The organism is Streptomyces chartreusis NRRL 3882 (assembly GCF_900236475.1).
GTDB classification, from domain to species: domain Bacteria; phylum Actinomycetota; class Actinomycetes; order Streptomycetales; family Streptomycetaceae; genus Streptomyces; species Streptomyces chartreusis_D.
On the sequence record NZ_LT963352.1, the window covers coordinates 2,549,696 to 2,576,227 of the forward strand.

General features: G+C 71.2%; 27 protein-coding genes. 5 read left to right on the plus strand and 22 right to left on the minus strand.

Annotated elements, in window-relative coordinates:
• Positions 1-91 precede the first annotated feature (91 nt).
• The 16 genes from dprA to proS form a co-directional block, all read right to left on the minus strand.
• On the minus strand, positions 92-1,252 hold the full coding sequence (dprA, locus tag SCNRRL3882_RS11170; protein ID WP_010044464.1) for a DNA-processing protein DprA: 1,161 nt from the start codon (positions 1,250-1,252) through the stop codon (positions 92-94).
• The gene (locus tag SCNRRL3882_RS11175; RefSeq protein WP_010044465.1) at positions 1,249-2,874 is read right to left on the minus strand and encodes a YifB family Mg chelatase-like AAA ATPase; all 1,626 of its coding nucleotides are present in this window, start codon (positions 2,872-2,874) and stop codon (positions 1,249-1,251) included. The genes dprA and SCNRRL3882_RS11175 overlap by 4 nt, the downstream gene beginning before the upstream one ends.
• Positions 2,874-3,266: a YraN family protein gene (locus tag SCNRRL3882_RS11180; protein WP_040903769.1), complete on the minus strand. Its 393-nt coding sequence runs from the start codon at positions 3,264-3,266 to the stop codon at positions 2,874-2,876. The genes SCNRRL3882_RS11175 and SCNRRL3882_RS11180 overlap by 1 nt, the downstream gene beginning before the upstream one ends.
• 77 nt (positions 3,267-3,343) lie before the next feature.
• Entirely contained in the window at positions 3,344-3,652 is a 309-nt protein-coding gene (locus tag SCNRRL3882_RS11185; protein ID WP_003993268.1) for a DUF2469 domain-containing protein, read from the minus strand.
• A 56-nt stretch (positions 3,653-3,708) separates the two neighbouring features.
• Complete coding sequence (locus tag SCNRRL3882_RS11190; protein WP_010044476.1) at positions 3,709-4,233, minus strand: NUDIX hydrolase; 525 nt, start codon at positions 4,231-4,233, stop codon at positions 3,709-3,711.
• Positions 4,223-5,002, minus strand: a complete 780-nt coding sequence (gene lepB, locus SCNRRL3882_RS11195; protein ID WP_010044478.1) for a signal peptidase I — start codon at positions 5,000-5,002, stop codon at positions 4,223-4,225. Before lepB (SCNRRL3882_RS11195) ends, SCNRRL3882_RS11190 begins: the two co-directional genes overlap by 11 nt.
• A 51-nt stretch (positions 5,003-5,053) precedes the next feature.
• The gene (gene lepB / locus SCNRRL3882_RS11200; RefSeq protein WP_078602922.1) at positions 5,054-6,016 is read right to left on the minus strand and encodes a signal peptidase I; all 963 of its coding nucleotides are present in this window, start codon (positions 6,014-6,016) and stop codon (positions 5,054-5,056) included.
• Positions 5,904-6,995, minus strand: coding sequence for a signal peptidase I (gene lepB, locus SCNRRL3882_RS11205; protein WP_010044481.1), 1,092 nt, complete (start codon positions 6,993-6,995; stop codon positions 5,904-5,906). Before lepB (SCNRRL3882_RS11205) ends, lepB (SCNRRL3882_RS11200) begins: the two co-directional genes overlap by 113 nt.
• On the minus strand, positions 6,988-7,710 hold the full coding sequence (gene lepB / locus SCNRRL3882_RS11210) for a signal peptidase I (protein ID WP_010044483.1): 723 nt from the start codon (positions 7,708-7,710) through the stop codon (positions 6,988-6,990). The genes lepB (SCNRRL3882_RS11205) and lepB (SCNRRL3882_RS11210) overlap by 8 nt, the downstream gene beginning before the upstream one ends.
• A gap of 45 nt (positions 7,711-7,755) precedes the next feature.
• Positions 7,756-8,106: a 50S ribosomal protein L19 gene (gene rplS, locus SCNRRL3882_RS11215; protein ID WP_010044485.1), complete on the minus strand. Its 351-nt coding sequence runs from the start codon at positions 8,104-8,106 to the stop codon at positions 7,756-7,758.
• A 135-nt stretch (positions 8,107-8,241) separates the two neighbouring features.
• Complete coding sequence (gene trmD / locus SCNRRL3882_RS11220) at positions 8,242-9,075, minus strand: tRNA (guanosine(37)-N1)-methyltransferase TrmD (RefSeq protein ID WP_010044487.1); 834 nt, start codon at positions 9,073-9,075, stop codon at positions 8,242-8,244.
• Positions 9,075-9,635: a ribosome maturation factor RimM gene (gene rimM / locus SCNRRL3882_RS11225; RefSeq protein WP_010044489.1), complete on the minus strand. Its 561-nt coding sequence runs from the start codon at positions 9,633-9,635 to the stop codon at positions 9,075-9,077. The genes trmD and rimM overlap by 1 nt, the downstream gene beginning before the upstream one ends.
• 80 nt (positions 9,636-9,715) lie before the next feature.
• Entirely contained in the window at positions 9,716-9,955 is a 240-nt protein-coding gene (locus SCNRRL3882_RS11230; RefSeq protein ID WP_003973401.1) for an RNA-binding protein, read from the minus strand.
• Between the two features lie 2 nt (positions 9,956-9,957).
• Entirely contained in the window at positions 9,958-10,377 is a 420-nt protein-coding gene (gene rpsP / locus SCNRRL3882_RS11235; protein ID WP_010044494.1) for a 30S ribosomal protein S16, read from the minus strand.
• Between the two features lie 295 nt (positions 10,378-10,672).
• The gene (locus tag SCNRRL3882_RS11240; protein WP_010044496.1) at positions 10,673-11,281 is read right to left on the minus strand and encodes a hypothetical protein; all 609 of its coding nucleotides are present in this window, start codon (positions 11,279-11,281) and stop codon (positions 10,673-10,675) included.
• A gap of 271 nt (positions 11,282-11,552) precedes the next feature.
• Complete coding sequence (gene proS / locus SCNRRL3882_RS11245; protein WP_010044499.1) at positions 11,553-12,968, minus strand: proline--tRNA ligase; 1,416 nt, start codon at positions 12,966-12,968, stop codon at positions 11,553-11,555.
• 199 nt (positions 12,969-13,167) lie between these two features.
• Here proS and SCNRRL3882_RS11250 point away from each other — a divergent pair, with 199 nt between their 5' ends.
• Positions 13,168-14,022 carry a methyltransferase domain-containing protein gene (locus SCNRRL3882_RS11250; protein WP_050810300.1) on the plus strand — a complete coding sequence of 285 codons (855 nt, stop codon included), beginning with the start codon at positions 13,168-13,170 and terminating at the stop codon, positions 14,020-14,022.
• Between the two features lie 157 nt (positions 14,023-14,179).
• Positions 14,180-14,782 carry a hypothetical protein gene (locus SCNRRL3882_RS11255; RefSeq protein WP_010044503.1) on the plus strand — a complete coding sequence of 201 codons (603 nt, stop codon included), beginning with the start codon at positions 14,180-14,182 and terminating at the stop codon, positions 14,780-14,782.
• A gap of 86 nt (positions 14,783-14,868) precedes the next feature.
• On the opposite strand, the gene ffh is transcribed toward SCNRRL3882_RS11255, so the two are convergent.
• From ffh to SCNRRL3882_RS11280, 5 genes are all read right to left on the minus strand, one after another.
• Positions 14,869-16,419 (minus strand): signal recognition particle protein, encoded by a 1,551-nt coding sequence (ffh, locus tag SCNRRL3882_RS11260; RefSeq protein ID WP_010044506.1) that lies wholly within the window; start codon positions 16,417-16,419, stop codon positions 14,869-14,871.
• An 83-nt stretch (positions 16,420-16,502) separates the two neighbouring features.
• A complete protein-coding gene (locus SCNRRL3882_RS11265) occupies positions 16,503-18,950 on the minus strand; it encodes a [protein-PII] uridylyltransferase (protein ID WP_010044508.1) in 2,448 nt (815 codons plus the stop codon).
• A gap of 28 nt (positions 18,951-18,978) precedes the next feature.
• Positions 18,979-19,317 carry a P-II family nitrogen regulator gene (locus SCNRRL3882_RS11270; protein ID WP_003993253.1) on the minus strand — a complete coding sequence of 113 codons (339 nt, stop codon included), beginning with the start codon at positions 19,315-19,317 and terminating at the stop codon, positions 18,979-18,981.
• Complete coding sequence (locus tag SCNRRL3882_RS11275; RefSeq protein ID WP_029181502.1) at positions 19,314-20,657, minus strand: ammonium transporter; 1,344 nt, start codon at positions 20,655-20,657, stop codon at positions 19,314-19,316. Before SCNRRL3882_RS11275 ends, SCNRRL3882_RS11270 begins: the two co-directional genes overlap by 4 nt.
• A gap of 339 nt (positions 20,658-20,996) precedes the next feature.
• Complete coding sequence (locus SCNRRL3882_RS11280) at positions 20,997-22,496, minus strand: hypothetical protein (RefSeq protein ID WP_102514783.1); 1,500 nt, start codon at positions 22,494-22,496, stop codon at positions 20,997-20,999.
• A 445-nt stretch (positions 22,497-22,941) separates the two neighbouring features.
• On the opposite strand from SCNRRL3882_RS11280, the gene SCNRRL3882_RS11285 reads away from it, so the two are divergent.
• Positions 22,942-23,607 (plus strand): bifunctional DNA primase/polymerase, encoded by a 666-nt coding sequence (locus SCNRRL3882_RS11285; protein ID WP_010044514.1) that lies wholly within the window; start codon positions 22,942-22,944, stop codon positions 23,605-23,607.
• A gap of 113 nt (positions 23,608-23,720) precedes the next feature.
• Here SCNRRL3882_RS11285 and ftsY read toward each other — a convergent pair whose 3' ends face one another.
• A complete protein-coding gene (gene ftsY / locus SCNRRL3882_RS11290; RefSeq protein ID WP_010044516.1) occupies positions 23,721-24,920 on the minus strand; it encodes a signal recognition particle-docking protein FtsY in 1,200 nt (399 codons plus the stop codon).
• 150 nt (positions 24,921-25,070) lie between these two features.
• On the opposite strand from ftsY, the gene SCNRRL3882_RS11295 reads away from it, so the two are divergent.
• The gene (locus tag SCNRRL3882_RS11295; RefSeq protein WP_010044519.1) at positions 25,071-26,042 is read left to right on the plus strand and encodes an LLM class flavin-dependent oxidoreductase; all 972 of its coding nucleotides are present in this window, start codon (positions 25,071-25,073) and stop codon (positions 26,040-26,042) included.
• A gap of 248 nt (positions 26,043-26,290) precedes the next feature.
• Positions 26,291-26,470, plus strand: a complete 180-nt coding sequence (locus SCNRRL3882_RS41690; protein WP_010044521.1) for a hypothetical protein — start codon at positions 26,291-26,293, stop codon at positions 26,468-26,470.
• Positions 26,471-26,532 lie beyond the last annotated feature (62 nt).

Genomic DNA, 26,532 nt, shown 5'->3' on the forward strand with positions numbered 1-26,532 from the left:
GCCGGCTCGCTCGCCATGATCACCGGAGGACCCCAACTGGGGGAATTTCCAAGGGATGTCGAGGTTCCCCCGGACGGCCGAACAAGCGCGGTCAGCACGGCCCGGGACCGTCGCGGACCGACATCATCGCCTGGCGTGTCAACTTCCAGCCGTCGCCGTGTCGTTCGACGTAACCGAGTGCCCGGAGTTCGTACAGTCTGGCGATCGCGTCGTCCTGTGCGGTCTGTGCGTGGCGCGCGATCTCGTCCGGCCGGGCCGCCCGGCCGCCCGGCAGCGCGGCGAGCACCTGCCGGGTGGCCGGTGCCAGCAGGTCCCGGGGCAGGACGGGGCCGCGCCGGTCGGGGGCCAGCTGTCCGATGTCGCCCACCAGCTCGACGACGTCCGCGGCGTCGGTGACCAGGGCCGCCTCGCCGCGCAGCAGCTCGTGCACCCCGGCGGACAGCCCGCTGGTGGCCGGGCCCGGTACGCCCATCGTGTACCGGCCGAGGCGCTGTGCCGCCCGTGCCGTGACCAGGGAGCCGCTGCGGTGGGCGGCCTCGACGACCACGGTGCCGCGGGTGAGTGCCGCGATCACCCGGTTGCGCAGGATGAACCGGCTGGGGGTCGGGTGATCGCCGGGCGGCAATTCGCCGATGACCAGTCCCTGCTCGGCGATTCTGCTGATCAGCTGGGTGTGTCCGCGCGGGTAGGGGCGGTCGACGCCGCAGGCGAGGACGGCGACGGTGGCACCGCCCGCGCCGAGAGCGCCGCGGTGGGCGGCGCCGTCGACTCCGTAGGCTCCGCCGGACACCACGACCCAGCCCTGCTCGGCGAGGCCGGCGGCGAGGGTGGCCGCCATGTGCGCCCCGTACTCGGTGCAGGCCCGGGCGCCGACGACGGCCACCGACCTCAGCGCCCACATCCGCAGACTGGCCCGCCCCCGCACCCACAGCCCCAGCGGCCGGGCGTCCCCGAGGTCATCGAGCTGCCCCGGCCACTCCGCGTCCCCCGGGCCGACGAACCGCACCCCGGCCTCCCGGGCGACGGCGAGGTCCGCACGGGGCCGGGCCACCTCGGCCCTGGCCAGCAGGCCCTTCCACCGCTTCCCGCTCGTCCCGGCCAGGGGCCGCCCGCCCTCCGCCAGCCGCCGGGCCACCTCCCGCGCCCCGAACTCCCGCACCCACCGCCCACCGATCTCGTCACCGGGTTCGATGACACGGGTGAGGAAGACCCGGGCGAGCAGCTCCTCGTCCGGTTCGTCGGTGACGCTCACGTCAGCGCTCCGATGGCCATGGGGACGCCCCTCGGGACACCGGTGCGCAACTGGAGCGCGAGGGCGACGTCCGTCGCGTCGGGCCGGTCGTGGCCGACGAGATCGGCGACGGTCCAGGCCACGCGCAGGACGCGGTCGAGTCCGCGCGCGGTCAGCACGCCCCGCTCCAGGTTGCGCTCGGCCTCGTCCATCGCCCCGGACGCGGCGTACCAGCGGCTGCGCAGCTCGCGACCGGGGACCTCGCTGTTCGTGCGCCACGGAGTGCCGGCGAGGCGCTGCACGGCCCGCTCCCGGGCCGCCCTTACCCGGTCGGCGACCGTCGCGGTGGACTCGCCCCGCGCGCCGGAGGCGGTCAGCTCGGTGCGGGTCACGCGGTCGACCTCCACGCGCAGGTCGACCCGGTCGAGCAGCGGGCCGGAGAGCCTGGCCTGGTAGCGGCGGACCGCCGAGGGCGGGCACTCGCACAGGTCGTCCCGCTGCGAGAACCGGCCGCACGGGCAGGGGTTGGCCGCGAGCACCATCAGGAACTTCGCCGGGAAGCGCACCACCCCCGCACTGCGCGCGATGACGACGTGGCCCGCCTCCAGCGGCTGGCGCAGGGCGTCCAGGGCCTGGCTGTTGAACTCGGGGGTCTCGTCCAGGAACAGGACGCCCCGGTGGGACAACGACACCGCGCCGGGCCGCGCGATGCCCGGGCCGCCGCCGACGAGGGCCTGCATGGTGGCGGAGTGGTGCGGGGCGCAGTAGGGGGCGACGTCGATCAGCGGCTTGCCCGGTGGCAGCAGGCCCGCCACCGAGTGGACCGCGGTGACCTCCAGTGACTCCTGCCGGCCGAGCCGGGGCAGGATGGCGGGCAGCCGCTCCGCGAGCATCGTCTTGCCGGCGCCGGGAGGCCCTTCGAGGAACAGGTGGTGTCCACCCGCGGCGGCCACCTCCACCGCTGTGCGCGCCGAGACCTGCCCGACGACGTCCGCCAGGTCGTGGCCGGGCTCGTGCTGGGCCGCGCCGACGCTGTGCATGCCCGTGGCGGCGCCCGTGCCCGGCATGCGCAGGCCGGCGAGGAGCGGATCCGGGCGGCCCTGCTCGTCCGGATCCTCGTCCGGCACCGGCTCGTCGGCCAGGACGGCGATCAGCTGGCGCAGGCTCCGGACGCCCAGGACGGACACCCCGGGCACGAGGGACGCCTCGGCGGCGGCACACTCGGGCACCACCACCTGCTCATATCCCGCATCCGCCGCCGCCAGTACCGCCGGCAGTACTCCGCGCACCGGCCGCACCCGCCCGTCCAGCCCCAGTTCCCCGATCATCACGATGTCGGCGAGGACACGGGGGTCGATGCGCTCCGCCGCGCCGAGGACCGCTGCCGCGACGGCCAGGTCGAAGCCACTGCCGGACTTGGGGACGGAGGCCGGGCTCAGGCCGACCGTGAGTTTCTTCTGGGGCCAGGCCCCGCCCGAGTTGACGACCGCGGCACGCACCCGGTCCCGGCTCTCCGTCAGGCTCTTGTCGGGCAGTCCCACCAGCGTGAACGCCGCGACACCCGGCTCCAGGTCGGCCTGGACCTCGACGACCACGCCCTCGACGCCCACCAGTGCCACCGAACACGTACGGGCGAACCCCATCAGGCCACCCCCCGCACGTGCTCGACCACGGCCGCGCCGCGAACCGGCAGCAGCACTCCGACCACGTCGATGCGGACCCCGCCGGGCGGTGCGCCCCCGTGTGTCTGGATCCACCGCTCGGCGAGGTCCCGCAGCCGCTCCGCCTTCTGTGGGGTCACGGCGGCCATCGGATGCTCGAAGGGACCCTCTCTGCGGGTCTTCACCTCGCAGACGACCAGGACGTCCCCGTCCCTGGCCACGATGTCGATCTCACCGGCCCGGCCCGAGCGCCAGTTGCGCTCCAGGACCGTCAGTCCGGTCTCCGCCAGCCGCCGGGCCGCCAGAGTCTCTCCGTACCTGCCCATCGCACTGCGTGCGTTCATGTCGGCACCACCTCCGGCGCCAACGATCACGCACCCGTCTCCACCAAGTGGATCTTGGTGGACGGCTCAGCGACTGTGGACAACTCCATCACCCTCGTGGGTGAGCGTCACCCGCTCGGCAGTTCGAGATCGCTCTTGTTCAGCTCCTCGATGTTCACATCCTTGAACGTGAGGACCCGGACCTGCTTCACGAACCGCGCCGGCCGGTACATGTCCCACACCCAGGCGTCCGCCATGGACACCTCGAAGAAAACCTCACCCTGGACCGAGTGCACCTGCATCTCGTAGTCGTTGGTCAGGTAGAAGCGCCGCTCGGTCTCGATCACGTATTTGAACAGACCGACGACATCGCGGTACTCCCGGTAGAGCTTCAGCTCCATCTCGGTCTCGTACTTCTCGAGGTCCTCGGCGCTCATGGCATGTTCCCCTTCAGCCGTGCGATCCCACCATTGTGCGCCAGTCCCGTGCGCCCCTAGACGATTTCCGGGTCAAGGATCACGGGCCTGGCCGGGGGACCTTCGTCGAGCAGCGTGCGCAGCAGCCCGGCGAGTCTGGTCGGATACACCGTCTCATGTGCCCGGCAAAGTTCCGGACACGTCCACCAGCGCGCTCCGGCGACACTGCGCCGCTCCAACTCGGTCAGCCCCAAGGCCTCGATGGCCGTACGGTCCGTCCGAGCCAGGAAGTACCACTCGTCCTGGTCCCAGCGGCGGCCCGCGAACGGGAAGGAGCACATCCGCCGCCACAGCACCGGGCCGAGTTCGACCTCGGTGATGCCCGTCTCCTCCGCGAGTTCCCGCAGGGCGGCCTCTTCACGGGTCTCCTCGCCCTCCACACCGCCGCCGGGGGTGAACCACCAGTCGTCGGCCGGATCGTCCGGCTCGTGCCCGTGCAGCAGCAGGATGCGGTCCTGCGGGTCGAGCAGCACGACCCGGGCCACCTTGCGCAGCCCGCCCTCGTAGGTGTCCTGGCCCGCCCCCGCGGCCTCAGCGGACACCTGCGGGCTCCGCGCTCGCCCGCCGGGCCCGGGACGCGCCCGTGCGCTTGGCGACGGGACCGTAGGCGCCGCCGCCCAGGACGAGCACGGCGCCGGCGATCACCAGGGCGGTGATCGTCCGCAGCGGTCCGGGCGAGGACAGGCTGCCGAGCGCCTCGAAGCCGGTGGGGCGCTCCAGCATGCCCTTCATCGGCCAGACGACGGAGTCGACGCGGGCGTCCACGGCGGAGCGCGCCACCGTGCCGCTGGCGGCGTCGGTCAGGTGGGCGGTGGAGTCCACGGAGTTGCCACGCTCGTCACCGAGGAGGAAGAGACGGCCCTTGGGGACGGTCACGGTCGGGAAGTTGCTCATCTCCGCCGGTGTGCCCTTGGGCAGGTACGTCTCGTCGATCTCCTTGCCGTTGACCTTCAGCTTGCCGTCCTGGCAGCAGGAGACCGTGTCGCCGCCGACGGCGACCACGCGCTTGACCATCGGGGCGTTGGCCCAGGTGGCGTCCTTGAAGACGACGACGTCACCGCGGCGCACCTCGCCACCGTCGACGCGCTGCGCCAGGATCCGGTCGCCCGCGTCGATCGTCGGCGTCATCGAACTGGTGGGCACCGTGTACGGCCGGTAGACCACCGCTCCCCAGGCGAAACCCCCGAGGAACAGCACAAGGCCCAGTGCGACGGCCAGCCCGGACAACCGCTGTCCGGTCCGGCTGCCCACCGGGCCCGAGCCTGTGCCACCGCTGCGCGGGGCCGTGTGCGTCATGCTCTCGCCACCCATGGGTCCGCACCCTACCCGGGGGTACCGACCGGGGTCAGCCCACCGTCGGGATCACTGCTTCCTGCGGCGCCACAGCACCACCGGCACCACACCCAGCAGCGCCAGTCCCTGCGGCGCCACCGCCGGACCGGCAGCGGCCGGCTGGGCGCCCAGGCCCGCCTGGTCGAAGGTGTCCGGCACGGGCAGGGTGTCCCAGCGGTTGATCGGCCAGGCGATGACGATGGCCCGGCCGACGACGTCCTTCACCGGGACCATGCCGTGGTGCTCGTCCGACTGGTTGTAGCGGGAGTCCCGGGAGTTCTGCCGGTGGTCACCCATGACCCAGATGTAGCCCTTGGGAACCTTTACCTTGAATTGACCGCCCTGGTCGTCGACGCTGCACGGCGTGTTGCCCGCGTAGACGTAGGACCGCTCGTCCAGCGCCTTGCCGTTGACCGTCAGCGGGCCCGTGCCCTTGCACTCGACCGTGTCGCCGCCGACGCCGACGACCCGCTTGATGAGGTCCTTCTCCTCCGCGGACGGCATGAGGCCGATCCAGCTGAGGAACGTCTGCAGGGCGTTCGGATCCGCGGTCGGCTCGCCCGCCAGCCAGTTGTCCGGGTCGTGGAAGACCACGACCTCGCCGCGCTCGGGCTCGGAGCCAAACCAGGGGGTCAGCTTGTCGACCAGGACGCGGTCGCCCTGCTGGAGGGTGTTCTGCATCGAGTCGGACGGGATGGAGAACGCCTGCACCAGGAAGGTCTTGATCAGCAACGCGAGCACCAGCGCGATGCCGATCAGGATGGGCAGCTCCTTCCAGAAGGAGCGTTGCTTCTTCGGCGTCCGGGCCGTGCCTCCCGGCCCTTCGCCCTCGGCTGTGCTGTGCTCGCCTGTCACCCTGTCGTCCTCGGCTGCCCCGGAGTCATTCCCGGAGGTCACGGCGCTGTTCGCGGCCGGGACGGCGGATTGCGCGGGGCGTCCGCGGTGCTCCTCGCCGTCGTGTCCGGACCGTGCGCCAACCGCCACATCCCCCACGCCAACTCCTCACTCTGTGCCGCCGCCTGCCCCATACACGACGCAGGCCCACCACTCCCATAACGAGCGGGAGTTCCGCAGGGGTCGGGAGCTGGATCGTTCCGTTCGAATCGTCGGAGGCAACCCTATGCGACAGTTCGGCGGCAGCGGTCGACCCGGTGGCCGAGTCGGACACGGAGGCGTACGTGTTCGGTTCCTCCAGGGTGCTCCAGTGCCCGAAGGGCCAGGCGATGACCATGGCGCGGCCGACGACCTCCTCCTCGGAGACCGTGCCGCCGTAGTCGGTGTCCTGGTGGGCGCGGGAGTCCGCGGAGTTGTTCCGGTGGTCGCCCATCACCCACAGCCGGCCCGGGGGGACCGTGATGTCGAACGGCGTGTCGGACGGGGCGTTGCCGGGGTAGAGGTAGTCCTCGTTCAGCGGGATGCCGTTGACGGTCACCCGCCCTTGGGTGTCGCAGCACTTGACGCGGTCTCCGCCGACGCCGACGACCCGCTTGATGAGGTCCTTCTCGTTGTCGGACGGCAGCAGGCCGATGAAGGTGAGCCCTTCCTTGACCTGCTTGATGACGACCGGGTCGTCCTTCTGCGGCGTGGTCTGCTCGTCCCGGAGCCAGCCGCCGGGGTCCTTGAAGACGACGACGTCCCCGCGCTGCGGCTTGGAGCCGAACCACGGGGTGAGCTTGTCGACCAGGACGCGGTCGCCGATCTGGATCGTCTGCTCCATGGAGCCGGACGGGATGACGAAGGCCTGGACGAGGAACGTCTTCAGCACGAGCGCTATGAGGACGGCGACGCCCACGAGGAGCGGTATCTCCTTGACGGCACCGCGCCTGCGGCGCCGCTTGACCTTCTTCTGGAGCTTGCGCCGCTCGGCGCGCGTACGGCCGCCGGACGGGCTGGCGGCGCGCCGGGCACCGGTGGGCAGCAGGTTGTCCGCGGGGCTGGCGGGGGCGCCGCGCGGTTTGCCGCGGTTACCCATGGGCGCCCGCCCCTCCGGCGGCAGCGGGCACGTGCGCGTAGGCGTCGGGGCGGTGCAGCCGGGTGGCGTGGCCGAAGGGCCAGACGATCCAGTCGGCGCGGCCGATCACCTCGTCGACCGGGACCATGCCGCCGCCCGGCGATCCGAGGTGGTCACGGGAGTCGCTGGAGTCGCCGCGGTGGTCTCCGAGGACGAACAGGGTGCCGGCGGGCACGACGACGTCGAAAGGCACGGTGGAGGGGCTGTCGCCGGGATAGAGGAAGCCCGACTCGTCGACCGGCCGGCCGTTCACCTGGATCCTCCCCTCCTTGTCGCAGCAGACAACGTGGTCTCCCCCCACGCCGACAACGCGTTTGATGTAGTCCGCGTGCCCGAAGTACCCGGTCCCGTCGAACACGACGATGTCTCCCCGCTGCGGCTCGGCACCGAAACGGTATGCCAACTTATTTACGAGAACCCGGTCCCCGATCCTCAATCCCTGTTCCATGGATCCGCTGGGGATCTGGAACGGCCGCAGCACGAATGTGCTGAGCACCAGCAGGAAGAGCAGGCAGGCCAGCAGCGTCAGAGTGATCCGGCCGCCCGGGACCCACTCGGTGACACGCGACAACGCGAAACGCGACCGTTCCTCCGGCCCTCCGGGTTCCGAGGTGTCCTCGGAGTCGGAAGGGCGGGAGGAGCGGTCGCGCTCCGTCGGCTGAGCTTCGGTGTCCATCGGAGCCAGATGCTATCCGGCCCCGGTGTGAACTCCTCAGAGCGCTCAGTTCTCGCGCTTCTCCTTGATCTTCGCGGCCTTGCCGCGCAGCTCGCGCAGGTAGTACAGCTTGGCGCGGCGGACGTCACCCTTGGTGACGAGCTCGATCTTCTCCACGATCGGGGTGTGCACCGGGAAGGTGCGCTCGACGCCGACGGAGAAGGAGACCTTGCGGACCGTGAAGGTCTCGCGCACGCCGGCACCCTGTCGGCGGATCACCACACCCTTGAACTGCTGCACACGGGAGCGGTTGCCCTCGATGACGCGGACGTGCACGTTGACCGTGTCGCCCGGGCGGAAGGCGGGGACGTCGCTGCGCAGCGACGCGGAGTCGACAGTGTCGAGCAGGTGAGACATTTCGTCTGCTTTCTTCGCTGATGCCACAGGTCATCAACGGAAACTAGGTGTTTCGGATCTGGGCTGTGCTCGTCGGGACGGGCGTCGTCTCCCCCTGTGGCAGGGGCGCACGCCGGACGGACGCACAACAGCTGGCTATTCTTCCACGCCGTCGGTCCTGCGCCAAAATCGGCCGTACGGCTCCCCCGCGGGGTCCGGTTCCCAGCCCAGGATGGACAGCATCTCGCGGTCCTTCTTGTCGAAGGCCTTGGGGTCGCACCGCTCGATGAGGTCGGGCCGGTGGGCCGTCGTGCGTTTCAGGGCCTCGTCCCGCCGCCAGCGGGCGATCTTGCCGTGGTGGCCGCTGAGCAGCACGTCGGGGATGTCCCGGCCCCGCCACTCGGGCGGCTTGGTGTAGACGGGGCCCTCCAGCAGGCTCGCCATGGCGCCGGGCGCGAAGGAGTCGTCCCGGTGGGACTCGGCATTGCCCAGGACGCCGGGCAGCAGCCGCGCCACGGCCTCCGTGACGACCAGGACGGCCGCCTCGCCGCCGGCCAGGACGTAGTCGCCGATGGACACCTCGTACACCGGCATCCGCGTCGCGTACTCGTCGACGACGCGCCGGTCGATGCCCTCGTACCGGGCCGGCGTGAAGATCAGCCAGGGGCGCTCGGAGAGGTGGACGGCGAGCTCCTGGGTGAAGGGGCGACCGCTGGGCGTGGGCACGATGAGGGCGGGCTCGTGGGAGCCGGCCTCGTAGCCGTCGGCCAGGACGGAGTCCAGCGCCTCTCCCCAGGGCTCGGTCTTCATGACCATGCCGGGGCCGCCGCCGTAGGGGGTGTCGTCGACGGTGTTGTGACGGTCGTGGGTCCAGGACCGCAGGTCGTGCACGTGCACGTTCAGCTGTCCCCGCGCGCGTGCCTTGCCGACGAGGGAGACGTTCAGCGGTTCCAGGTACTCGGGGAAGATCGTGACGACGTCGAGGCGCATTACGACTCTTCCCCGCTGGGCGTGTCTTCCCGGCTGGAGGCGATCTCCGCGCGGTCGTCGATCAGGCCCGGCGGCGGGGTGATGACGGCCTTCTGCTCCGCCAGGTCGATCTCGCTGACGATCTCCTCGACGAAGGGGATCATCACCTCGCTGCCGTCGGGGCGCTCCACGATGAAGAGGTCCTGCGTGGGCAGGTGCGAGATCTCCGTGATCCGGCCGACCTCCGTGCCGTCCGCGGTGACCACGTCGAGGTCGATGAGCTGGTGGTCGTAGTACTCGTCCTCGCCCTCGGGCAGTTCCTCCGGGTCGATCTCGGCGATCAGGAGGGTGTTGCGCAGGGCCTCGGCGCCGGTGCGGTCGCCGACGCCCTCGAAGCGCAGCAGGAGACGGCCGCTGTGGACGCGGCCCGTCTCGATGGTGAGCGGTCCCGCGGCGGCGGGATCGGTGGCGAGTACGGTGCCGGGGGCGAGCCTGAGCTCAGGCTCGTCGGTCCGCACCTCGACGGTGACCTCGCCCTTGATGCCATGGGCACGGCCGATCCGTGCGACTACCAGCTGCACGTGTCCATTCTCCTGTCATACGACTGCGGGCCGGGGACGGCCCAGTGGCCCTCCCCGGCCCGAGCCGGTTGCGATAAGCGTCAGCGGACGTGGTCCACGTCGACGAGGTCGACGCGGACACCGCGACCGCCGATGGCGCCCACGACGGTGCGCAGGGCGCGTGCGGTGCGGCCGTTGCGGCCGATCACCTTGCCCAGGTCGTCCGGGTGGACCCGGACCTCGAGCACGCGACCGCGGCGCAGGTTGCGCGAGGCGACCTGCACATCGTCAGGGTTGTCGACGATGCCCTTCACGAGGTGCTCGAGAGCCTCCTCGAGCATGCTCAGGCCTCGGTCGAAGCGGACTCAGCGGCGGCCTCGTCCTTCTTCTCAGCCTTCTTCTTCTGGGTGATCGCCTCACCCTTGCCCTCGTCGTCACCGCCGATGGCCTCGAACGACGGGCGCGCGGCCTTCTCGGGCTGCGTCAGCAGCGGAGCCGGGGCGGGCTCGCCCTTGAACTTCTGCCAGTCGCCGGTCTTCTTGAGGATGGCCATCACGGGCTCGGTCGGCTGGGCGCCGACACCGAGCCAGTACGCCACACGCTCGGCGTCGACCTCGATCACCGACGGGTTGTACGTCGGGTGGTACTTGCCGATCTCCTCGATCGCACGACCGTCACGACGGGTACGGGAGTCGGCGACGACGATGCGGTAGTGAGGCGAACGGATCTTGCCCAGACGCTTCAGCTTGATCTTGACTGCCACGGGAGTGGGTTCTCCTGGATTTGACGTGGTTGGGCACGGCGAGATGGCCGCGTGGGGTTGCGGTACCCGAGTGCCCGATGGACGCGTCAGCCGGAGGAGAGAGGGGTCCTGTGCGGCTGTCGAGTACAGCTAGCCATTGTGCCACACCCCGCCGGGCTGCTTTGACGGCGGGGTTCGCCGCTGCGCGGGCAGGCTGAAGGGGCACCCGGCGTGGAGGTGAAGTACGTCGGGTGCCCTGCCCGGCGGTGGTGCGTACTGTCCCGACCGGCAGCCACGAGATGCCGGTGATGGACGGTCAGCCGGCCACCGCTCCCGCTCCCACCACGTCCGGGATCCGGAACGGCTTGCCGCAGCCGCCGCAGACGATAGGCGCCTGGGCGAGGACCGACGGCACGACGCGTACGTTACGGCCGCAGTCGCAGACCGCCTTGACGCGGACGCCGCCGCCGGAGGAGCCGTGCCGGGCGGCCGGGCCCCGGAAGGTGCGGGAGGTGTCGGAGGAGGTCGCGGCCGTGTGGGCCTTCAGGGCGCGCTGGAGGCGCTCCATCGTCGGGCGGTAGCGGCGCTTCGCCTCGGGGGTGAGCGTGACCAGGGAGAAGCCGCTGCTGGGGTGCGGTTCCTCGGGGTGGTCCAGGCCCAGTTCCTCGGCGATCGCGAGGAATCTGCGGTTGTGGTAGCGGCCGGCACGGGAGGTGTCGCGGACGCCGCGGGCGGCGGCGATGCCATGGACTGCCTCATGGAGCAGTCGCTCGAAGGAGAGCTCGTGACCGCACGCGGACGACGACTCCCCGATCAGGGACTCTGGCGCGGCAAGGTCGGGCAGCTCGGGGTGGTACCGCTGAATGTCGGCCCACGCCTGTGCCAGCTCTGCGGCGAGAACAGGTGGTGTCTGTGTCGTGCTCACGTAATGACAACGAGCCGGGGTGCCCCAGTGTTCCGATTCCGGGGCATCCCAAATAATTTGCACGTACCCGTCAGTTGCCTCTGATGCGTCCCGACGAGGGCGGGTGCGCTGATCTGTGGAGAAGTCTCACAGCTCACCACAAGGTGGTGCGTAGCTCCGCGTACCCCGGCGCGTAGACGCTGTCCGCGCGCCGGGGATGCGAGGGTCCCGCGGTTACGCCAGAGGCGTTTCGGTCGCCTTGCGCCTCACCCGGTGAGCGCGTGCGCCTCACTCAGTAAGCGCGTGCGACGACCGCGACGTTACCGGGTGCGTCGTCGGCGTCCGGCACCGACCCGTCCTCGGCAACCAGACACCGTACGGTCACCGCGTGATCGGCCAGCTTCGCTTCGCCCTCCTCGCCGAGCACCGCCCACGGGATGCGCGCCCAGCCGCCGGCGCCCGTGACCTCGACGGCCTCGTCGATCGTCGAGACCTCGGTGGTACGGGACTCCCGGCGCTCCCGGGACTGCGTCAGCAGCAGGGCCTGGTCTTCTTCGAGGACCTCCGGCAGCAGCGACACCAGGGCGTCCAGGGAGACCGGCTCCTTGCCGCCCGGGATGCGGCGGGCCAGCATCGCGGTGCCGTTCTCCAGGTCGCGGGGGCCGATCTCGATCCGGACCGGCACGCCCTTGAGCTCCCAGTCGACGGCGCGGCGGCCGAAGGGGGTGTCGGTGCGGTCGTCCACGTGGACACGGACCCCGGCCGCCTTCAGCCGGTCGCCGAGCTCGTGGACCTTGGCCAGAACCGCCTCGTCGCCCTTGATCGCGAGCACCACGGCCTGGATCTGTGCCAGCCGCGGCGGGACGCGCATGCCGTTGTCGTCGCCGTGCATCATCACCAGGGCGCCGATCATGCGGGTGGTGGAACCCCAGGAGGTCTGCCAGACCAGCTCCTGCTTGCCGTCCTTGGACAGGTACTGCGTGTTGAAGGCCTTGGCGAAGTTCTGGCCCAGTTCGTGGCTGGTGGCCATCTGGAGGGCCTTGCCGTCGCCCATCATGCCTTCGAGCGTGAGGGTGTTGATGGCGCCGGCGAACCGCTCCTTGACGGTCTTGCGGCCGGGGACGACGTCCATGGCCAGGACGTTCACCATGAAGTCCGCGTAGACCCTCCGGTGAATGTGCGCGGCGAAATCGCGCGCCTCCTCGTACGTGGCGTGCGCGGTGTGGCCCTCCTGCCAGAGGAACTCGGTGGTGCGCAGGAACAGGCGGGGCCGCAGCTCCCAGCGCACGACATTCGCCCACTGGTTGATGAGCAGCGGTAGGTCGCGGTAGCTCTGGACCCACTTCGAGAAGTAGTCGTTGATGATCATCTCGGAGGTGGGCCGGACCACGGCGGGCTCTTCGAGTTCCTTGCCGCCGCCGTGCGTGACCACGGCCAGCTCGGGCGCGAAGCCCTCGACGTGGTCCGCCTCCCTGGTCAGGTACGACTGCGGGATCAGCAGGGGGAAGTACGCGTTCTGGGTGCCCGTCTCCTTGATGCGGGCGTCCATCTCGCCCTGCATCCGCTCCCACAGCCCGTACCCGTACGGTCGGATGACCATGGTGCCGCGCACCGGACCGTTGTCGGCGAGCTCCGCCTTGGTGATCAAGTCCTGGTACCAGCGCGGGAAATCGTCCGCCTGGGGGGTGAGAACGGGTGCCTTGGTCATGGCGAGATGGTACGGGCCCGCGTTGCCGGAATGTGAAATCTCGCCATAGGCACATGACAACTCATATGCCGGGCCGCATTCCACTGGACGACAGGTCGAGCGGGGAGTTTCCTGGCATACGGGGGTAGTGCGAGCGCACTGTCACGGGGGCCATGGAATCGGGCAAGAGGCAACTCTCGGCGGATTGGGGCGCTTACTTATGACACCTACGCTCGTGCGGCAGCACCTGCCTCACGCGGGGTCCGCACCCCGCGTGGACCTGCGTGCACGCGCGCGTGACTGGTCCGAGATCCAGGAGCGGATGCTCGTACCGCTCTATGAGGCCGTCTACGAGCGACTGGACGTGGGTCCCGCGACGCGGCTGCTCGGCCTCGGCTGCGGTTCCGGACTCGCCCTGCTGATGGCCGCCGCCCGGGGAGCGGCGGTCACCGGTGTCGACGCTTCCCCCGAAAGAATGGCCCTCGCACGGGAGCGACTACTGCCCGAGGCCGGGGCCACGCACGCGCGTGCGGGCAACCGGCTGGTCGAAGGCTCGCCCCGGGACACCGCGGAGCCGGGCGCTCCCGCGTACACCCTGGTGACCGCCTTCGAGCCGATCGGGTGCCTGGCGGGCGACTCGGAGGGGCTGGGCGGACTGCTCGCGGAGGCGACGCCGCTGGCGGGGCGTGGAGCCGCCGTGGTGCTGGCCGGCTGGGGTCCGCCGGAGCGGTGCGCCACGACGTCCGTGCTGCGGGTCGCCACCAAGCTGGCGGAGCCGCTGCGCAGCACGGGCAGCTGGCGCCTCGCCCTCCGCGACGACCTGGAGGACGTCGCCCACCGGGCCGGTCTCAGGCCGGACGGGTCCGGGCGGGTGGCGTGCCCCTTCGGGTACGCCGATGTGGACAGCGCGGTGCGCGGGCTGAAGTCGACGGGGCTGTTCGACGCGGCGATCACGGCGACGGACCAGGTGCAGGTGGACAAGGAGCTGACCGAGGCTCTGCATCCGCACCAGCGGCCGGACGGGACGGTGTGGATGCCGAACGTGTTCCGGTATCTGATCGCCCGGACCCCATGACGAAATCGCCCGGACTCCGGGACGAACAGATCTCCGGTGCAGGTGTGAATGGTGTGAAGAAAGCACCATGGGCTGCTTTTGGTTCCACCAAGTGGATCATGAACGCTTAATGTGTTCGCCGCTCGGGGGAACTGCACATCTGCATACAGGAGCTGTTTTGCCGCACCACAAGACCGCGCTGCGTCTCGCCGCGCCCGTCGCCGTCCTCGCTCTGGCGCTCACCGCCTGCGGTGGCGGCGGCGACAAGGCCGATGCGAAGAGCCCGGACACCGAGAAGGCCAAGGTCTTTCCTTCGCCGGAGCCGGCTTCCGGCGGCGAGCTGGGGACCGGCGAGAGCGCCACGGGCAAGGTCGCGGAGGACCCGGGCGAGGTCACCTACGAGGTCGTGGCGCAGAAGGTCGACATGGGCACCGAGGCGGAGGCAGCCAAGGCCGTCTCGGAGCCGGACAAGGTCAAGGGCAAGGTGCTGGCCGTCGCGCACGTGAAGTACACGCACAAGAGCGGCCCCGCCCTCACCGACGGCTCCGATGTGCACGACGGCACCACGGTCTACGCCGACGGGCAGCGCGGCAGCGTTCTCATCGGCGCGTCCGAGGACGCGACGGGCTGCGAGGACCCGTACGACGTCGAGAGCTGGAAGCAGGGCGAGAGCCACGTCTTCTGCGAGACGTACGTGGTCCCGGCGAACGCCAAGAGCGTCGAGGTCCACTGGTCCGAGGAGGACGGCGAGCCGTACATCTGGAAGTTCCCGAACGGCTGACCGGCCGACAACCCGCTGAGGGCGCCCCCCTCTCTCGAAGGGGGGCGCCCTCAGCGCCGTACGGGACGGCCGTGGCGAACGGGCCGTCAGCCCATGAACTTCTTGAACTCGTCGGGGAGTTCGAAGTCCTTGCCGCCCTGCTGCGGCAGCCCGAAGGCGCCTCCGCTCTCGGCGGCGGCCGCGCGCCGGGCGGCGGCCTCCTGCTCCTGCTGCTTGCGCTTCATCGGGTTGCCGGAGCGCTGCTTGCCCTTGGCCTGCTTCTGCTTCTTCTTCGTCCGGCCGGGACCACCGCCCATGCCCGGCATCCCGGGCATCCCCGGCATGCCGCCGCCCTGGGCCATGCGGGACATCATCTTGCGGGCCTCGAAGAACCGCTCGACCAGGTTCTTCACCGCGCTGACCTCGACGCCGGAGCCCTTGGCGATACGGGCGCGGCGCGAGCCGTTGATGATCGTCGGCTCCTGACGCTCGGCCGGGGTCATCGACTTGATGATGGCGGCCGTGCGGTCGACGTCCCGCTCGTCGAGGTTGTTGATCTGGTCCTTCATCTGGCCCATGCCCGGGAGCATGCCGAGCAGCTTGGAGATGGAGCCCATCTTCCTGACCTGCTCCATCTGGGCCAGGAAGTCGTCGAGGGTGAAGTCCTGGCCCTTCTTGGAGGCCAGCTTCTCGGCCATCTTCTGGGCTTCGGCCTGGTCGAAGGTCTTCTCCGCCTGCTCGATCAGGGTGAGCAGGTCACCCATGTCGAGGATGCGGGAGGCCATCCGGTCCGGGTGGAAGGCGTCGAAGTCGTCGAGCTTCTCGCCGTTCGACGCGAACATGATCGGCTTGCCGGTGATCTGCCGGATCGACAGGGCCGCACCACCGCGGGCGTCGCCGTCGAGCTTGGAGAGCACCACGCCGTCGAACCCGACGCCGTCGCGGAAGGCCTCGGCGGTGTTGACGGCGTCCTGACCGATCATCGCGTCGACGACGAACAGGATCTCGTCGGGGCTGACCGCGTCCCGGATGTCCGCGGCCTGCTGCATCATCTCCTGGTCGATGCCCAGGCGGCCGGCGGTGTCCACGATCACGATGTCGTGGACCTTGGACTTGGCGAAGTCGATCGAGTCCTTGGCGACCTTGACCGGGTCGCCCACGCCGTTGCCCGGCTCCGGGGCGTAGACCGCGACACCGGCGCGCTCGGCGACGACGCTGAGCTGGTTCACGGCGTTCGGGCGCTGGAGGTCACAGGCCACCAGCAGCGGTGAGTGGCCCTGCTCCTTCAGCCAGCGGCCGAGCTTGCCGGCGAGGGTGGTCTTACCGGCACCCTGGAGACCCGCCAGCATGATCACGGTGGGCGGCTGCTTGGCGAAGCGCAGACGCCGGGTCTCGCCGCCGAGGATCGTGACCAGTTCCTCGTTGACGATCTTGAGTACCTGCTGGGCCGGGTTCAGCGCCCTGCTGACCTCGGCGCCGAGCGCGCGCTCCTTGACGTTCTTGATGAACGTACGGACGACCGGCAGCGCCACATCCGCCTCGAGGAGCGCGATCCGGATCTCGCGCGCCGTGGCGTCGATGTCCGCCTCGGAGAGCCGTCCCTTGCCGCGCAGGTTCTTGAAGGTCGCTGAGAGGCGATCGGAAAGAGTATCGAACACGGCGCTCGCGGTCCTCGGGGTCGGAGACAGACTGGGGAATCGCCCTCCAGGGTATCCCGGCGTGACAAGTCGCCGGGTCGCCCTCACCCACGCAGTGTCTCCTCCAGTTTCCGCGCCACCGACTCGGCCTCGTCGCCGGGCAGCGGCGCGCCCTCCGGACCGGTCACGTAGAAGGCGTCGACGGCGTTGGCACCGAGTGTCGAGACGTGCGCGCTGCGCACCAGTACGCTCGCGTCCTCCAGGGCGCGGCCGATGCGGAACAGCAGGCCCGGGGCGTCCTGGGAGCGGACCTCGATGACGGTGGCGAGCCGGGAGGCGGCCGGGTGGACCGACACCCGGGGCGGCGGGGCCACCACGCCCCGGCGGCGGGGATAGGCCGCGTCCCGTTCGGCGAGGCGGCCGGCGATGTCCAGGGAGCCGTCCAGTGCCCGCACCAGATCGGCGCGGAGGCGGGCGGCCTGCGGCAGGGAGCCGTACTCGGCGGCGACCCGCCAGTCCAGCAGCAGGACGGAGCCGTCGACGCCGTCCGGCAGGGTCAGGGACCGCAGCTCCGCCGTCCGCACGGTCAGCCGGTGCATGGCGAGCACACCGGCCACCGCGGGCAGCACACCCGGCTGGTCGGGTACGGCGATGAGCAGCTCCACGCCGAGCGGCTCGGGGTCGCCGGAGGGTTCCTGTCCGGCGGGCGGCTCGGTCTGTGCCCGCAGGGAGAGGACCGGGCTGCCCGTCGCGACCGCCTCGATGGCGAGCCGCTCCTGCTCGGCGGTCGGCGCGGCGTCCTCGGGGTCGTCCGGGGCGTCACCGGCGAGCACCGCCGAGACCCGCTCCACCAGGTCGGCGACGAGCGACCCGCGCCAGGACGACCAGGCGGCCGGGCCGGTGGCCAGGGCGTCGGCCTCGGTGAGCGCGTGCAGCAGTTCAAGGGTGCCCTGGGTGCCCACGGCCTCGGCGACCGAGCGCACGGTGGCCGGGTCCTCCAGGTCACGCCGGGTGGCCGTCTCGACGAGCAGCAGGTGGTGCCGGACGAGGGTGGCGACGACCGCCACGTCGTGGCGGTCGAAGCCGATGCGGGCGGCCACGTCCTTGGCGATGATCTCGCCGGCCACCGAGTGGTCGCCGGGCCAGCCCTTGCCGATGTCGTGCAGCAGCGCGGCGACCAGCAGCAGGTCGGGGCGGCTGACCCGGCGGGTGAACTCGGAGGCGCGCACGGCGGTCTCGATGAGGTGCCGGTCGACGGTCCACAGGTGCACGGCATTGCGCTGCGGGCGGCAGCGCACCCGCTCCCAGTCGGGCAGCAGCCGGGTGATCAGCCCCTCGGCCTCCAGCGCCTCCCAGACCTCGATGGTCGGGCGGCCGGAGCCGAGCAGGGTGACGAGCTGTTCGCGGGCCTCGGCGGGCCAGGGCGTGGGCACCGGGCGCACGGTGGCCGCCATGCGGCGTACGGCGTGCAGGGAGAGCGGGAGTCCTGCCTGCGCGGCGGCGGCCGCGGCGCGCAGCGGCAGCACGGGGTCGCGCTCGGGGCGTGCGGCGCGGGCGAGCACCACCTCGCCGTCCTGCTCCACCACGCCTTCGGCCAGCGGAGAACGCTCGGCGGTCGGCTTCCCGCCGCCCAGCATGGCGCGCAGCCGGGGCCGCACGGCGCGCGACCGCAGTACGCGCCCCACCTCGCGCCAGGTGACATCACTGGCGTACGAGATGAGCCGCGCCGCCTCGTACACCTGCCGCAGCAGCGTGTCCGCGTCGAGCAGGCCGACCTCGGCGGCCACCTGGTCCTGCTCCTGGAGCGCGAGCCGGTCGGTCGCCCGCCCGGTTGCCAGGTGCAGGGCGTCCCGTACGTCGAGGAGCCGGCGCCGGGCGTCGGCGAGGCCCTCGCGCGGGGCGTCGGCGAGCCAGGAGGCGGCGACGGCGCGCAGGGCGGTGGCGTCGCGCAGCCCGCCGCGGGCCTCCTTGAGGTCGGGTTCGAGGAGGTACTGCAGCTCGCCCTGGCGCTCGGCGCGTTCGGCGCACAGTTCCTGGAGTTCGGGGAGGCGCTTGGGCGCCTGGTTGCGCCAGTCGGCCAGCACGGCCGTACGCAGCCCGGCCGTGAGGCCGAGGTCACCGGCGATGTGCCGGGCGTCCAGCAGGCCGAGCTGGACCTTGAGGTCCTCCCCCGCGGTCTTGCGGGCCTCGGCGGGCGTGCGGACGGAGTGGTCGAGGGCCAGGCCCAGGTCCCACACCGGGTACCAGAGCCGGTCGGCGAGGGCGCCGATCGCCTTGGTGTCGCTGCCGTCGTGCAGCAGGAGCAGGTCGAGGTCGCTGCGCGGGGAGAGCTCGCCGCGTCCGTAGCCGCCGACGGCGACCAGGGAGGCCCCGCGCAGCCCTTCCGCGCCGGCGGCGAACAGGCCGGTGAGCCAGTCGTCCGTCAGTTCGGCCAGGGCCGCACGGCGCGGCGGCCCGGACCGCGCCTCCTCGGTGAGGAGACGCAGCCGGGCCGCCGCGTAGCCGCTGGGTCCCGAATCCTCTGCTTCCTTCTGCACATCCGTACCCGTCACCCAGCGACTCCTGTTCTGTTTGCCTGCCTCAGAGCGCGTCGGGGCCGCGCTCGCCGGTCCGGACCCGTACGGCCGTGTCGACCGGGATGGACCAGACCTTGCCGTCACCGATCTTGCCGGTGCGGGCCGCCTTGACCACGACATCGATCAGCTGCTCGGCGTCGTCGTCCTCGACCAGGACCTCGATGCGGATCTTGGGGACCAGGTCGACGGTGTACTCGGCACCGCGGTAGACCTCGGTGTGGCCCCGCTGACGACCGTAGCCGCTGGCCTCGGTGACCGTCAGGCCGTGTACGCCGAAGGCCTGGAGGGCCTCCTTGATCTCGTCGAGCCGGTGCGGCTTCACGACGGCGGTGATGAGCTTCATGCGTCCACCTTCTTGCTCTCGGCGCCGCCCACGGCGGCCGCGACGGCGGCGGTCTTGGCGGCACCGCCACCGGCGCCGCTGAAGTCGTATGCGGTCTCGGCGTGCTCGGCCTGGTCGATGCCGGCGATCTCCTCGTCCTCGGAGACCCGCATACCCATGGTCTTGTCGAGGATGAAGGCGAGGATCGCGGAGACGATCAGCGAGTAGGCGAGCACCGCGAAGACACCGGCGCACTGCTTCCAGAACTGGGTCAGACCGCCGCCGTAGAAGAGGCCCTCGACCTCGGACTGGCCCTTGCCGCTGGCGAAGAAGCCGATCAGCAGGGAGCCGACGACACCGCCGACCAGGTGGACGCCGACGACGTCGAGGGAGTCGTCGTAGCCGAACTTGTACTTCAGGCCGACGGCCATGGCGCACAGCACACCGGCGATGGCGCCGACGGCGATCGCGCCGACCGGGGAGACCGCACCACCGGACGGGGTGATGGCGACCAGACCGGCGACGGCACCGGAGGCGGCGCCCAGCGTGGTGAACGCGCCGTGGCGGATCTTCTCGTAGGCGAGCCAGGCCAGCATGGCGGCAGCGGTGGCGACCTGCGTGTTGACGAACATCAGCGCGCCGACGCCGTCGTCGTTGCCGAGCCAGGAGCCGGCGTTGAAGCCGAACCAGCCGAACCACAGGAGCCCTGCGCCGAGCATGACCAGCGGCAGGCTGTGCGGGCGCATCGGGTCCCGCTTGAAGCCGACGCGCTTGCCGATGACGAGGATCACGCCCAGCGCGGCAGCACCTGCGTTGATGTGGACCGCCGTACCACCGGCGAAGTCGATCACGCCCATGTCGAAGGCCCAGCCGCCCTCGCCCCAGACCCAGTGGGCGACCGGGAAGTAGACGACGATGGCCCACAGCGTGATGAACAGCGCCCACGCCGAGAACTTCACACGGTCCGCGAGGGCACCGCTGATCAGGGCGGGCGTGATGATCGCGAACATCAGCTGGAAGACCATGAAGACGAGGAGCGGGATGTTGTACGTGCCCCACAGCTCGCCCTTGTCGACACCGCTGAGGCCGATCCAGTCCGAGTTCCAGCCGATGAGGTGGCCGGAGTCGGTGCCGAACGCCATGGAGAAGCCGAACAGCACCCACAGGATGGTGACGATCCCGAGGCTGATGAAGCTCATCATCAGCATGTTCAGGGTGCTCTTGACGCGGACCATGCCTCCGTAGAAGAAGGCCAGACCCGGGGTCATGAGCATCACCAGGGCGGAACAGATGAGCATGAACCCTGTGTTGGCGGCAGACAGCTTGGGTGCTTCTGCGGCAAGGGTGATGGCTGGTGCCATCGGCGTCTCCTCGTCGTTGGTACGGCCCCGTGCGGGCGAAGCCTCGAGCGGAATGAGGGGGCGGGCCGGTTATGCGCCACGAGATTGGCGCAGCGCGGTTTCGGTGGAAGCCCCTCGTTGTTTCGCCGCCGTGACGAAGGTGCTCTGTGTGTTACGCCTCGATGAACTGCCGGATTGTGGGCGCGCCGATCGTTATCGTGACGCAATCTTCCGCGAGGAAGCAGGTCCGGCCGCGGTCGGCCTTCCGATGACCTGGCATGGGGGAGCCGAGTCGGACAGTTCGGGAGGGCCGGCCGCGGCCGGGGTTCAGGGGTGCGGGCAGGTTCAGAGGATGGCGGCTCAGACCGCCTCGGCCGTCTCGGGCAGCTCCGCGGCCAGCCGCTCGGTGAGGTCGACGACCTCGCCGAGGTCACCGAAGTCGCGTGCGGCCGTGTCGACCGTCTTTCGGATACGAGTGTTGACCCGCTCGGAGCGGACCTTCTTGGCGACCTGCATGGCCTGGGAGGCGTAGACCGTGCACTGCTCGGGCTCACGCTGCAGGAGGTTCACCGTGGCCATGCCGATCAGGTTCAGCGCGTACGACCGCTGGTGCTCGCCGTCCTCGGCGAAGAGCTCCACGGCCCGCCTCATCAGGGGCTCGGCCAGCGAGGCGTAGGCCGGGCTGCGGCCGGCGACATAGGCCAGGTCGCGGTACGAGTGCGAGTTCTCGCCGTACAGCTCGGCCTCGGAGAAGAAGCGGATCCAGTCGGGGTCGGGCTCGTCCCACTCGTCGGCCTCGGCGAAGGTGTCCTCGGCCATCCGGACCGCCCGCTTGCACTTGCCGGGCTGGCCCATGTTGGCGTAGGCACGGGCCTCCATCGCATACAGCATCGACTGGGTGCGCGGGCTCGCGCAGTCCCGGCTGCCGTACTGCGCGAGGTGGATCAGTTCCAGCGCGTCGTCGGGCCGGCCGAGGTGGATCATCTGGCGGCTCATGCTGGACAGCACGTACGAGCCGAGGGGCCGGTCACCGGCCTCCTTCGCGGCGTGCAGCGCGAGGACGAAGTACTTCTGGGCGGTCGGCTGGAGTCCGATGTCGTACGACATCCAGCCGGCCAGCTCGGCCAGCTCGGCGGCGACCTTGAACAGGCGCCGGGTGGTGGCCTCGGGCTGGGGCTCCTGGAGGAGGTCCGTCACCTCGTGCAGCTGGCCGACGACCGCTTTGCGGCGCAGGCCGCCGCCGCACTGGGCGTCCCACTGGCGGAACATCACGGTCGTGGACTCCAGGAGGTCCAGCTCCGGCTTGGAGAGCCGGCCGCGGGCCCGCCCGGAGGCGCCGCCCGCGGGCTCGGGCTCGGACCGCGGGGCCGGGGGCGAGGGCACGAGCCAGCGCTGCATGGGCTCGATGAGGGCCGGGCCCGCAGACAGGACCAGCGAGCTCCCGAGGAAGCCGCGCCGCGCCAGCATCAGGTCGCTGCGCAAGAACTCGCTGAGCAGGGCCACCGTCTGCGGGCCCGTCCAGGGCAGGTCGACGCCGGTCGCGGAGGGTGACTGGCGCGCGGTGCGCAGCCCCAGGTCCTCGACGGAGACGACGACGCCGAAGCGCTCCGAGAACAGCTCGGACAGGATCCGGGGGATCGGCTCGCGGGGGTTCTCGCCGTCGAGCCAGCGGCGGACGCGCGAGGTGTCCGTGGAGATGTGGTTGGCGCCCAACTGCCGTGCCCGGCGGTTGACCTGGCGGGCGAGCTCGCCCTTGGACCAGCCGCTGCGCACGAACCAGGAGGTGAGCAGCTCGTTCGGGCGCTTGTCAGCGTGCGTCGCGCTTTCAGCGTTCGTCCCGCTTCCGCCGTTGCCGCTCACTGGAACGCCCCCATCCCTGAGACCACTTGCCGCCTGGTGCGCCAAGCCCTATCAGCATGCCGGTTCGTACGGCCGCCCGCCCGGTCCTTGTCACCCTTCGAACGGAATACCGACTTGCCTCCGGCATACCCACGAGTGCATGTGCCCCCAGGACTCGTGCACACAAAGTAATCCTACGATCACCCGTCCAGCCACGGCCCACACGGAAACGCCACCATTCGCCACCCCTTCGAATGAACTCACGTACGCGTCACCGCGATTCACTTGACACAGGACAACCAGGAGCGGGTGCAGCGATGCACTCAGGGGCGCGTGTCGTCAGGCACACCACCCTGGACACTTCCGGGCGCGGAATGAACCGATCGCCGCCGGGAAGCCGGGAACTGAGAGTCACGCTTCGCGTCCGCAGCGTAACCACCGGTGCGTCGGACCCGTTGGAGGGGGCATGGGCTTCACGATCGGCATCAGCCGGGGCATGCGCGACATCCGGTCCGGCTCCCGCCGCCGCGGCCGTACGTCGGACGGCACGGCCGTGGCCGAGTACACCGGCCTGTGGGGATGGGACGTGGTGCCGGGCGCCCGGGCCGCGGCGGGCGCCTGCTCCTGCGGCCGCCGCGACTGCCCGGCGCCGGGCGCGCATCCGCTGGACTTCGCGCCGGTGATCCCCGCCGGGGCGACGCTGGACGACGTGACCGAGACCTGGGGCGAGTTCCCCGGCGCCTCGGTGATGCTGCCGGTCGGCCGGGCGTTCGACGTCATCGAGGTGGCCGAGCCCGCCGGCTGCCGCGCGCTCGCCCGGCTGGAGCGCATGGGCCTGCCCGTCGGCCCCGTCGCGGCCACCCCGGACGGCCGCGCCCACTTCTTCGTCGCCCCCGGCGCCGCCGCCGACCTGCCCGGCCTGCTCTACCGCATGGGCTGGGACGACCCGGCCGCCCTCGACCTGCGCGGCCTCGGCCCCGGCACACACATCACGGCACCGCCCTCCGACCGCGGCGGCCTCGGCCCGGTGCGCTGGCTGCGCTCCCCCGCCCTGGACTCGGCGTCCAGGCCACCGGAGGCCCGCCTGGTGCTGGGCACCCTGGCGTACGTGGCGCACCGCTCACGGGCCTAGCCGCAGCGGTACGGACGTACACAGCGAAGCGCCCGCCCCGACGATGCATCGGAGCGGGCGCTTCGCTGTCGCATACGAAATGTCGGATGTGGCTGCCGGGCAGTTGCCGCAGCTCACTCTCCGATAAGAGCGTCAACGAACGCCTCCGGCTCGAACGGCGCCAGGTCGTCCGCACCCTCGCCGAGCCCGACCAGCTTGACCGGAACGCCCAGCTCGCGCTGGACCGCGACCACGATGCCGCCCTTGGCCGTGCCGTCCAGCTTGGTGAGGACGATGCCGGTGATGTCGACGACCTCGGCGAAGACCCGGGCCTGGACCAGACCGTTCTGGCCGGTGGTGGCGTCGAGCACGAGCAGCACCTCGTCCACCGGGGCCTGCTTCTCCACGACCCGCTTGACCTTGCCGAGCTCGTCCATGAGGCCGGTCTTGGTGTGCAGGCGGCCGGCGGTGTCGATGAGCACGACGTTCGCGCCCATCTCCTTGCCCTCCTTGACCGCGTCGAAGGCGACGGAGGCCGGGTCGCCGCCCTCCGGTCCGCGCACCGTGTGGGCGCCGACGCGCTCACCCCAGGTCTGGAGCTGGTCGGCGGCTGCGGCCCGGAAGGTGTCGGCGGCGCCGAGCACGACGCTCTGGCCGTCGGCGACCAGGACGCGGGCGAGCTTGCCGGTGGTGGTGGTCTTGCCGGTGCCGTTGACTCCGACGACCATCACGATGCCGGGCTTGCGGTCCTCCGGCTCGGTCTTGACCGCGCGGTCCATGTCCGGGCCGACCAGCGTGACCAGTTCCTCGCGCAGCAGGGTGCGCAGTTCCTCGGGGGTGCGGGTGCCGAGCACCTTCACACGCTCGCGCAGGCGCTCGACCAGTTCCTGGGTGGGCTGCACACCGACGTCGGCGGTGAGCAGGAGGTCCTCGATCTCCTCCCAGGTGTCCTCGTCGAGGTGCTCGCGCGACAGCAGGGTCAGCAAGCCCTTGCCGAGAGCGTTCTGCGAGCGGGAGAGCCGGGCCCGCAGCCGGACCAGGCGGCCCGCGGTGGGCTCCGGGATCTCGATCTCGGGAGCCTCGGCGGGCGGCTCCTCGACGACGACCGGAGCCGAGCCGTCCGGGAGATCCACCTCCTCTATCGTGCGCCGCGGTTCCTCCCGCGGCGTCTCGGCCTCGTCGCCGACGTGCGGCTCGGCCGGTGGGGCGGTGATGTCGGGCGCTGCGGGCGGGGGCGGGGGCAGCTGCTTCTTGCGCCGGCTGCCGACGACGAGCCCGCCGAGCGCGCCGAGCACGACCACGGCGATGACTACAGCAAGGATGACGATGTCCATAACGCGTCCAGTATCAGCCATGGGACCCCGGGGCACGCGGCTTGTGCCGCCCTCCCGGGACAACGGCCGCCGGATCTCCACGCCCCTGGATCTCTGACGGCCCGTCAGCTAACGTCCTCCGGACACCCGCCCGGTGAAGGGAGACGTCCCATGCCCGTCTCGGTCGTACGCTTCAACCTCGTCGCTCCCGGGGCCGCCCCCGCCGAGCTCGGCGCCCGTTACCGGGCGGCCCTGGAGATGGCGTCGTACGCCGACGACCGGGGCGTGACCACCGTGCAGACGGAGGAGCACCACGGGGCCGGCAACAACTGGCTGCCGTCGCCGTTCGCCTTCGCGGGGGCCGTCTTCGGCGCGACCCGGCGTGTCGCGGTCACGGTCTCGGCGGTCATCGGCCCGCTGCACGACCCCCTGCGGCTCGCCGAGGAGATGGCCGTGCTGGACCTGCTGAGCGGCGGCCGGCTGGTGACGGTCGCCGGGATCGGGTACCGGCCCGAGGAGTACGACCTGTTCGGCGTGGACTTCGCCCGGCGCGGGCGGCTCCAGGACGAGCTGCTGGAGACGCTGCTGAAGGCGTGGACGGGCGAGCCCTTCCCGTACCGGGGCCGCACGGTGCGCATCACCCCGCGTCCGTACACCGAACCGCACCCCCTGCTCCTGGTCGGCGGCTCCTCCAAGGCCGCCGCCCGCCGGGCCGCCCGGCTCGGCCTGCCCTTCTTCCCCAGCGCGCACCTGCCGGAGCTGGAGGCGTACTACAAGGAGCGGCTCGCCGAGTACGGCACCGAGGGCTGGGTGATGATGCCGGCCGCCGAGACACCGCTGCTGCACGTGGCCGAGGACCCGGACCGGGCCTGGGCTCGGTACGGGGAGCACTTCCTGCACGAGGCGCGGACCTACGCCTCCTGGCAGTCGGGCGGTGTGCGGTCCGCGGTGAAGTCGGCCGCGACGACGGTGGAGGAGCTGCGTGCCGAGGGCGTGTACCGGATCCTCACGCCGGACGCGTGCGTGGCGCTGGGCCTGGACTCCTACGTGCTGCATCCACTCTCGGGCGGGATGCCGGTGGACGAGGGGTGGCGGAGTCTGCACCTGTTCTGCGAGCAGGTGCTGCCGCGGCTGGCGGGCTGACGCGCCCGATATCCGCTGGGACGCCGCCCGCAGTCGGTGATGCATTGCACGCATGACCTTGGCGGTGGATGTGTTCGCGCGCGACGCGAACGGCGAGTGGCGGGTCCTGGACGTCCCGCAAGGGTGCGACGACTCGGCCGGCTTCGAGGCGTGGCGCCGGACGGTGTGGGTTCGGCGGCGGTGCGCTCGATGGGCGCCCGTCATCTTCCGGTCCTGGCGAGGACGACCTGTTCGTCGAGGCCGACGAGGTGCCCGGGTTCCTGCGGGAGGTGGCACTGCTGCGGGCGAACCTCGATCTGATCACCGCCACCACCGAGCGGCCCCGCGGGCTCGCGGAGCGCCGGGACCAGCTCGACTCACGGCTGCGGAACATCGAGGCGACCGCACGTCGTGCCCTGGTGAGCGGTGCCGGCGTCCTGATCTGGTGAACGACGGACCGCCGCCCCGGCTCGGGCAGTGGCCGAACCGGGGCGGCGGCGGGTTACGGGGA

Coding starts and splice junctions, on each gene's coding strand:
- ftsY (WP_010044516.1), bottom strand. CDS start 24,920: ATGGACATCGTCATCCTTGCTGTAGTCATCGCCGTGGTCGTGCTCGGC.
- SCNRRL3882_RS11295 (WP_010044519.1), top strand. CDS start 25,071: ATGCCCGTCTCGGTCGTACGCTTCAACCTCGTCGCTCCCGGGGCCGCC.
- lepB (WP_010044483.1), bottom strand. CDS start 7,710: ATGGACACCGAAGCTCAGCCGACGGAGCGCGACCGCTCCTCCCGCCCT.
- SCNRRL3882_RS11275 (WP_029181502.1), bottom strand. CDS start 20,657: ATGGCACCAGCCATCACCCTTGCCGCAGAAGCACCCAAGCTGTCTGCC.
- lepB (WP_010044478.1), bottom strand. CDS start 5,002: ATGGGTGGCGAGAGCATGACGCACACGGCCCCGCGCAGCGGTGGCACA.
- SCNRRL3882_RS11175 (WP_010044465.1), bottom strand. CDS start 2,874: ATGGGGTTCGCCCGTACGTGTTCGGTGGCACTGGTGGGCGTCGAGGGC.
- proS (WP_010044499.1), bottom strand. CDS start 12,968: ATGACCAAGGCACCCGTTCTCACCCCCCAGGCGGACGATTTCCCGCGC.
- SCNRRL3882_RS11285 (WP_010044514.1), top strand. CDS start 22,942: ATGGGCTTCACGATCGGCATCAGCCGGGGCATGCGCGACATCCGGTCC.
- SCNRRL3882_RS11185 (WP_003993268.1), bottom strand. CDS start 3,652: ATGAGCGCCGAGGACCTCGAGAAGTACGAGACCGAGATGGAGCTGAAG.
- SCNRRL3882_RS11270 (WP_003993253.1), bottom strand. CDS start 19,317: ATGAAGCTCATCACCGCCGTCGTGAAGCCGCACCGGCTCGACGAGATC.
- SCNRRL3882_RS11230 (WP_003973401.1), bottom strand. CDS start 9,955: ATGCTCGAGGAGGCTCTCGAGCACCTCGTGAAGGGCATCGTCGACAAC.
- trmD (WP_010044487.1), bottom strand. CDS start 9,075: ATGCGCCTCGACGTCGTCACGATCTTCCCCGAGTACCTGGAACCGCTG.
- rplS (WP_010044485.1), bottom strand. CDS start 8,106: ATGTCTCACCTGCTCGACACTGTCGACTCCGCGTCGCTGCGCAGCGAC.
- lepB (WP_010044481.1), bottom strand. CDS start 6,995: ATGGGTAACCGCGGCAAACCGCGCGGCGCCCCCGCCAGCCCCGCGGAC.
- SCNRRL3882_RS11250 (WP_050810300.1), top strand. CDS start 13,168: ATGACACCTACGCTCGTGCGGCAGCACCTGCCTCACGCGGGGTCCGCA.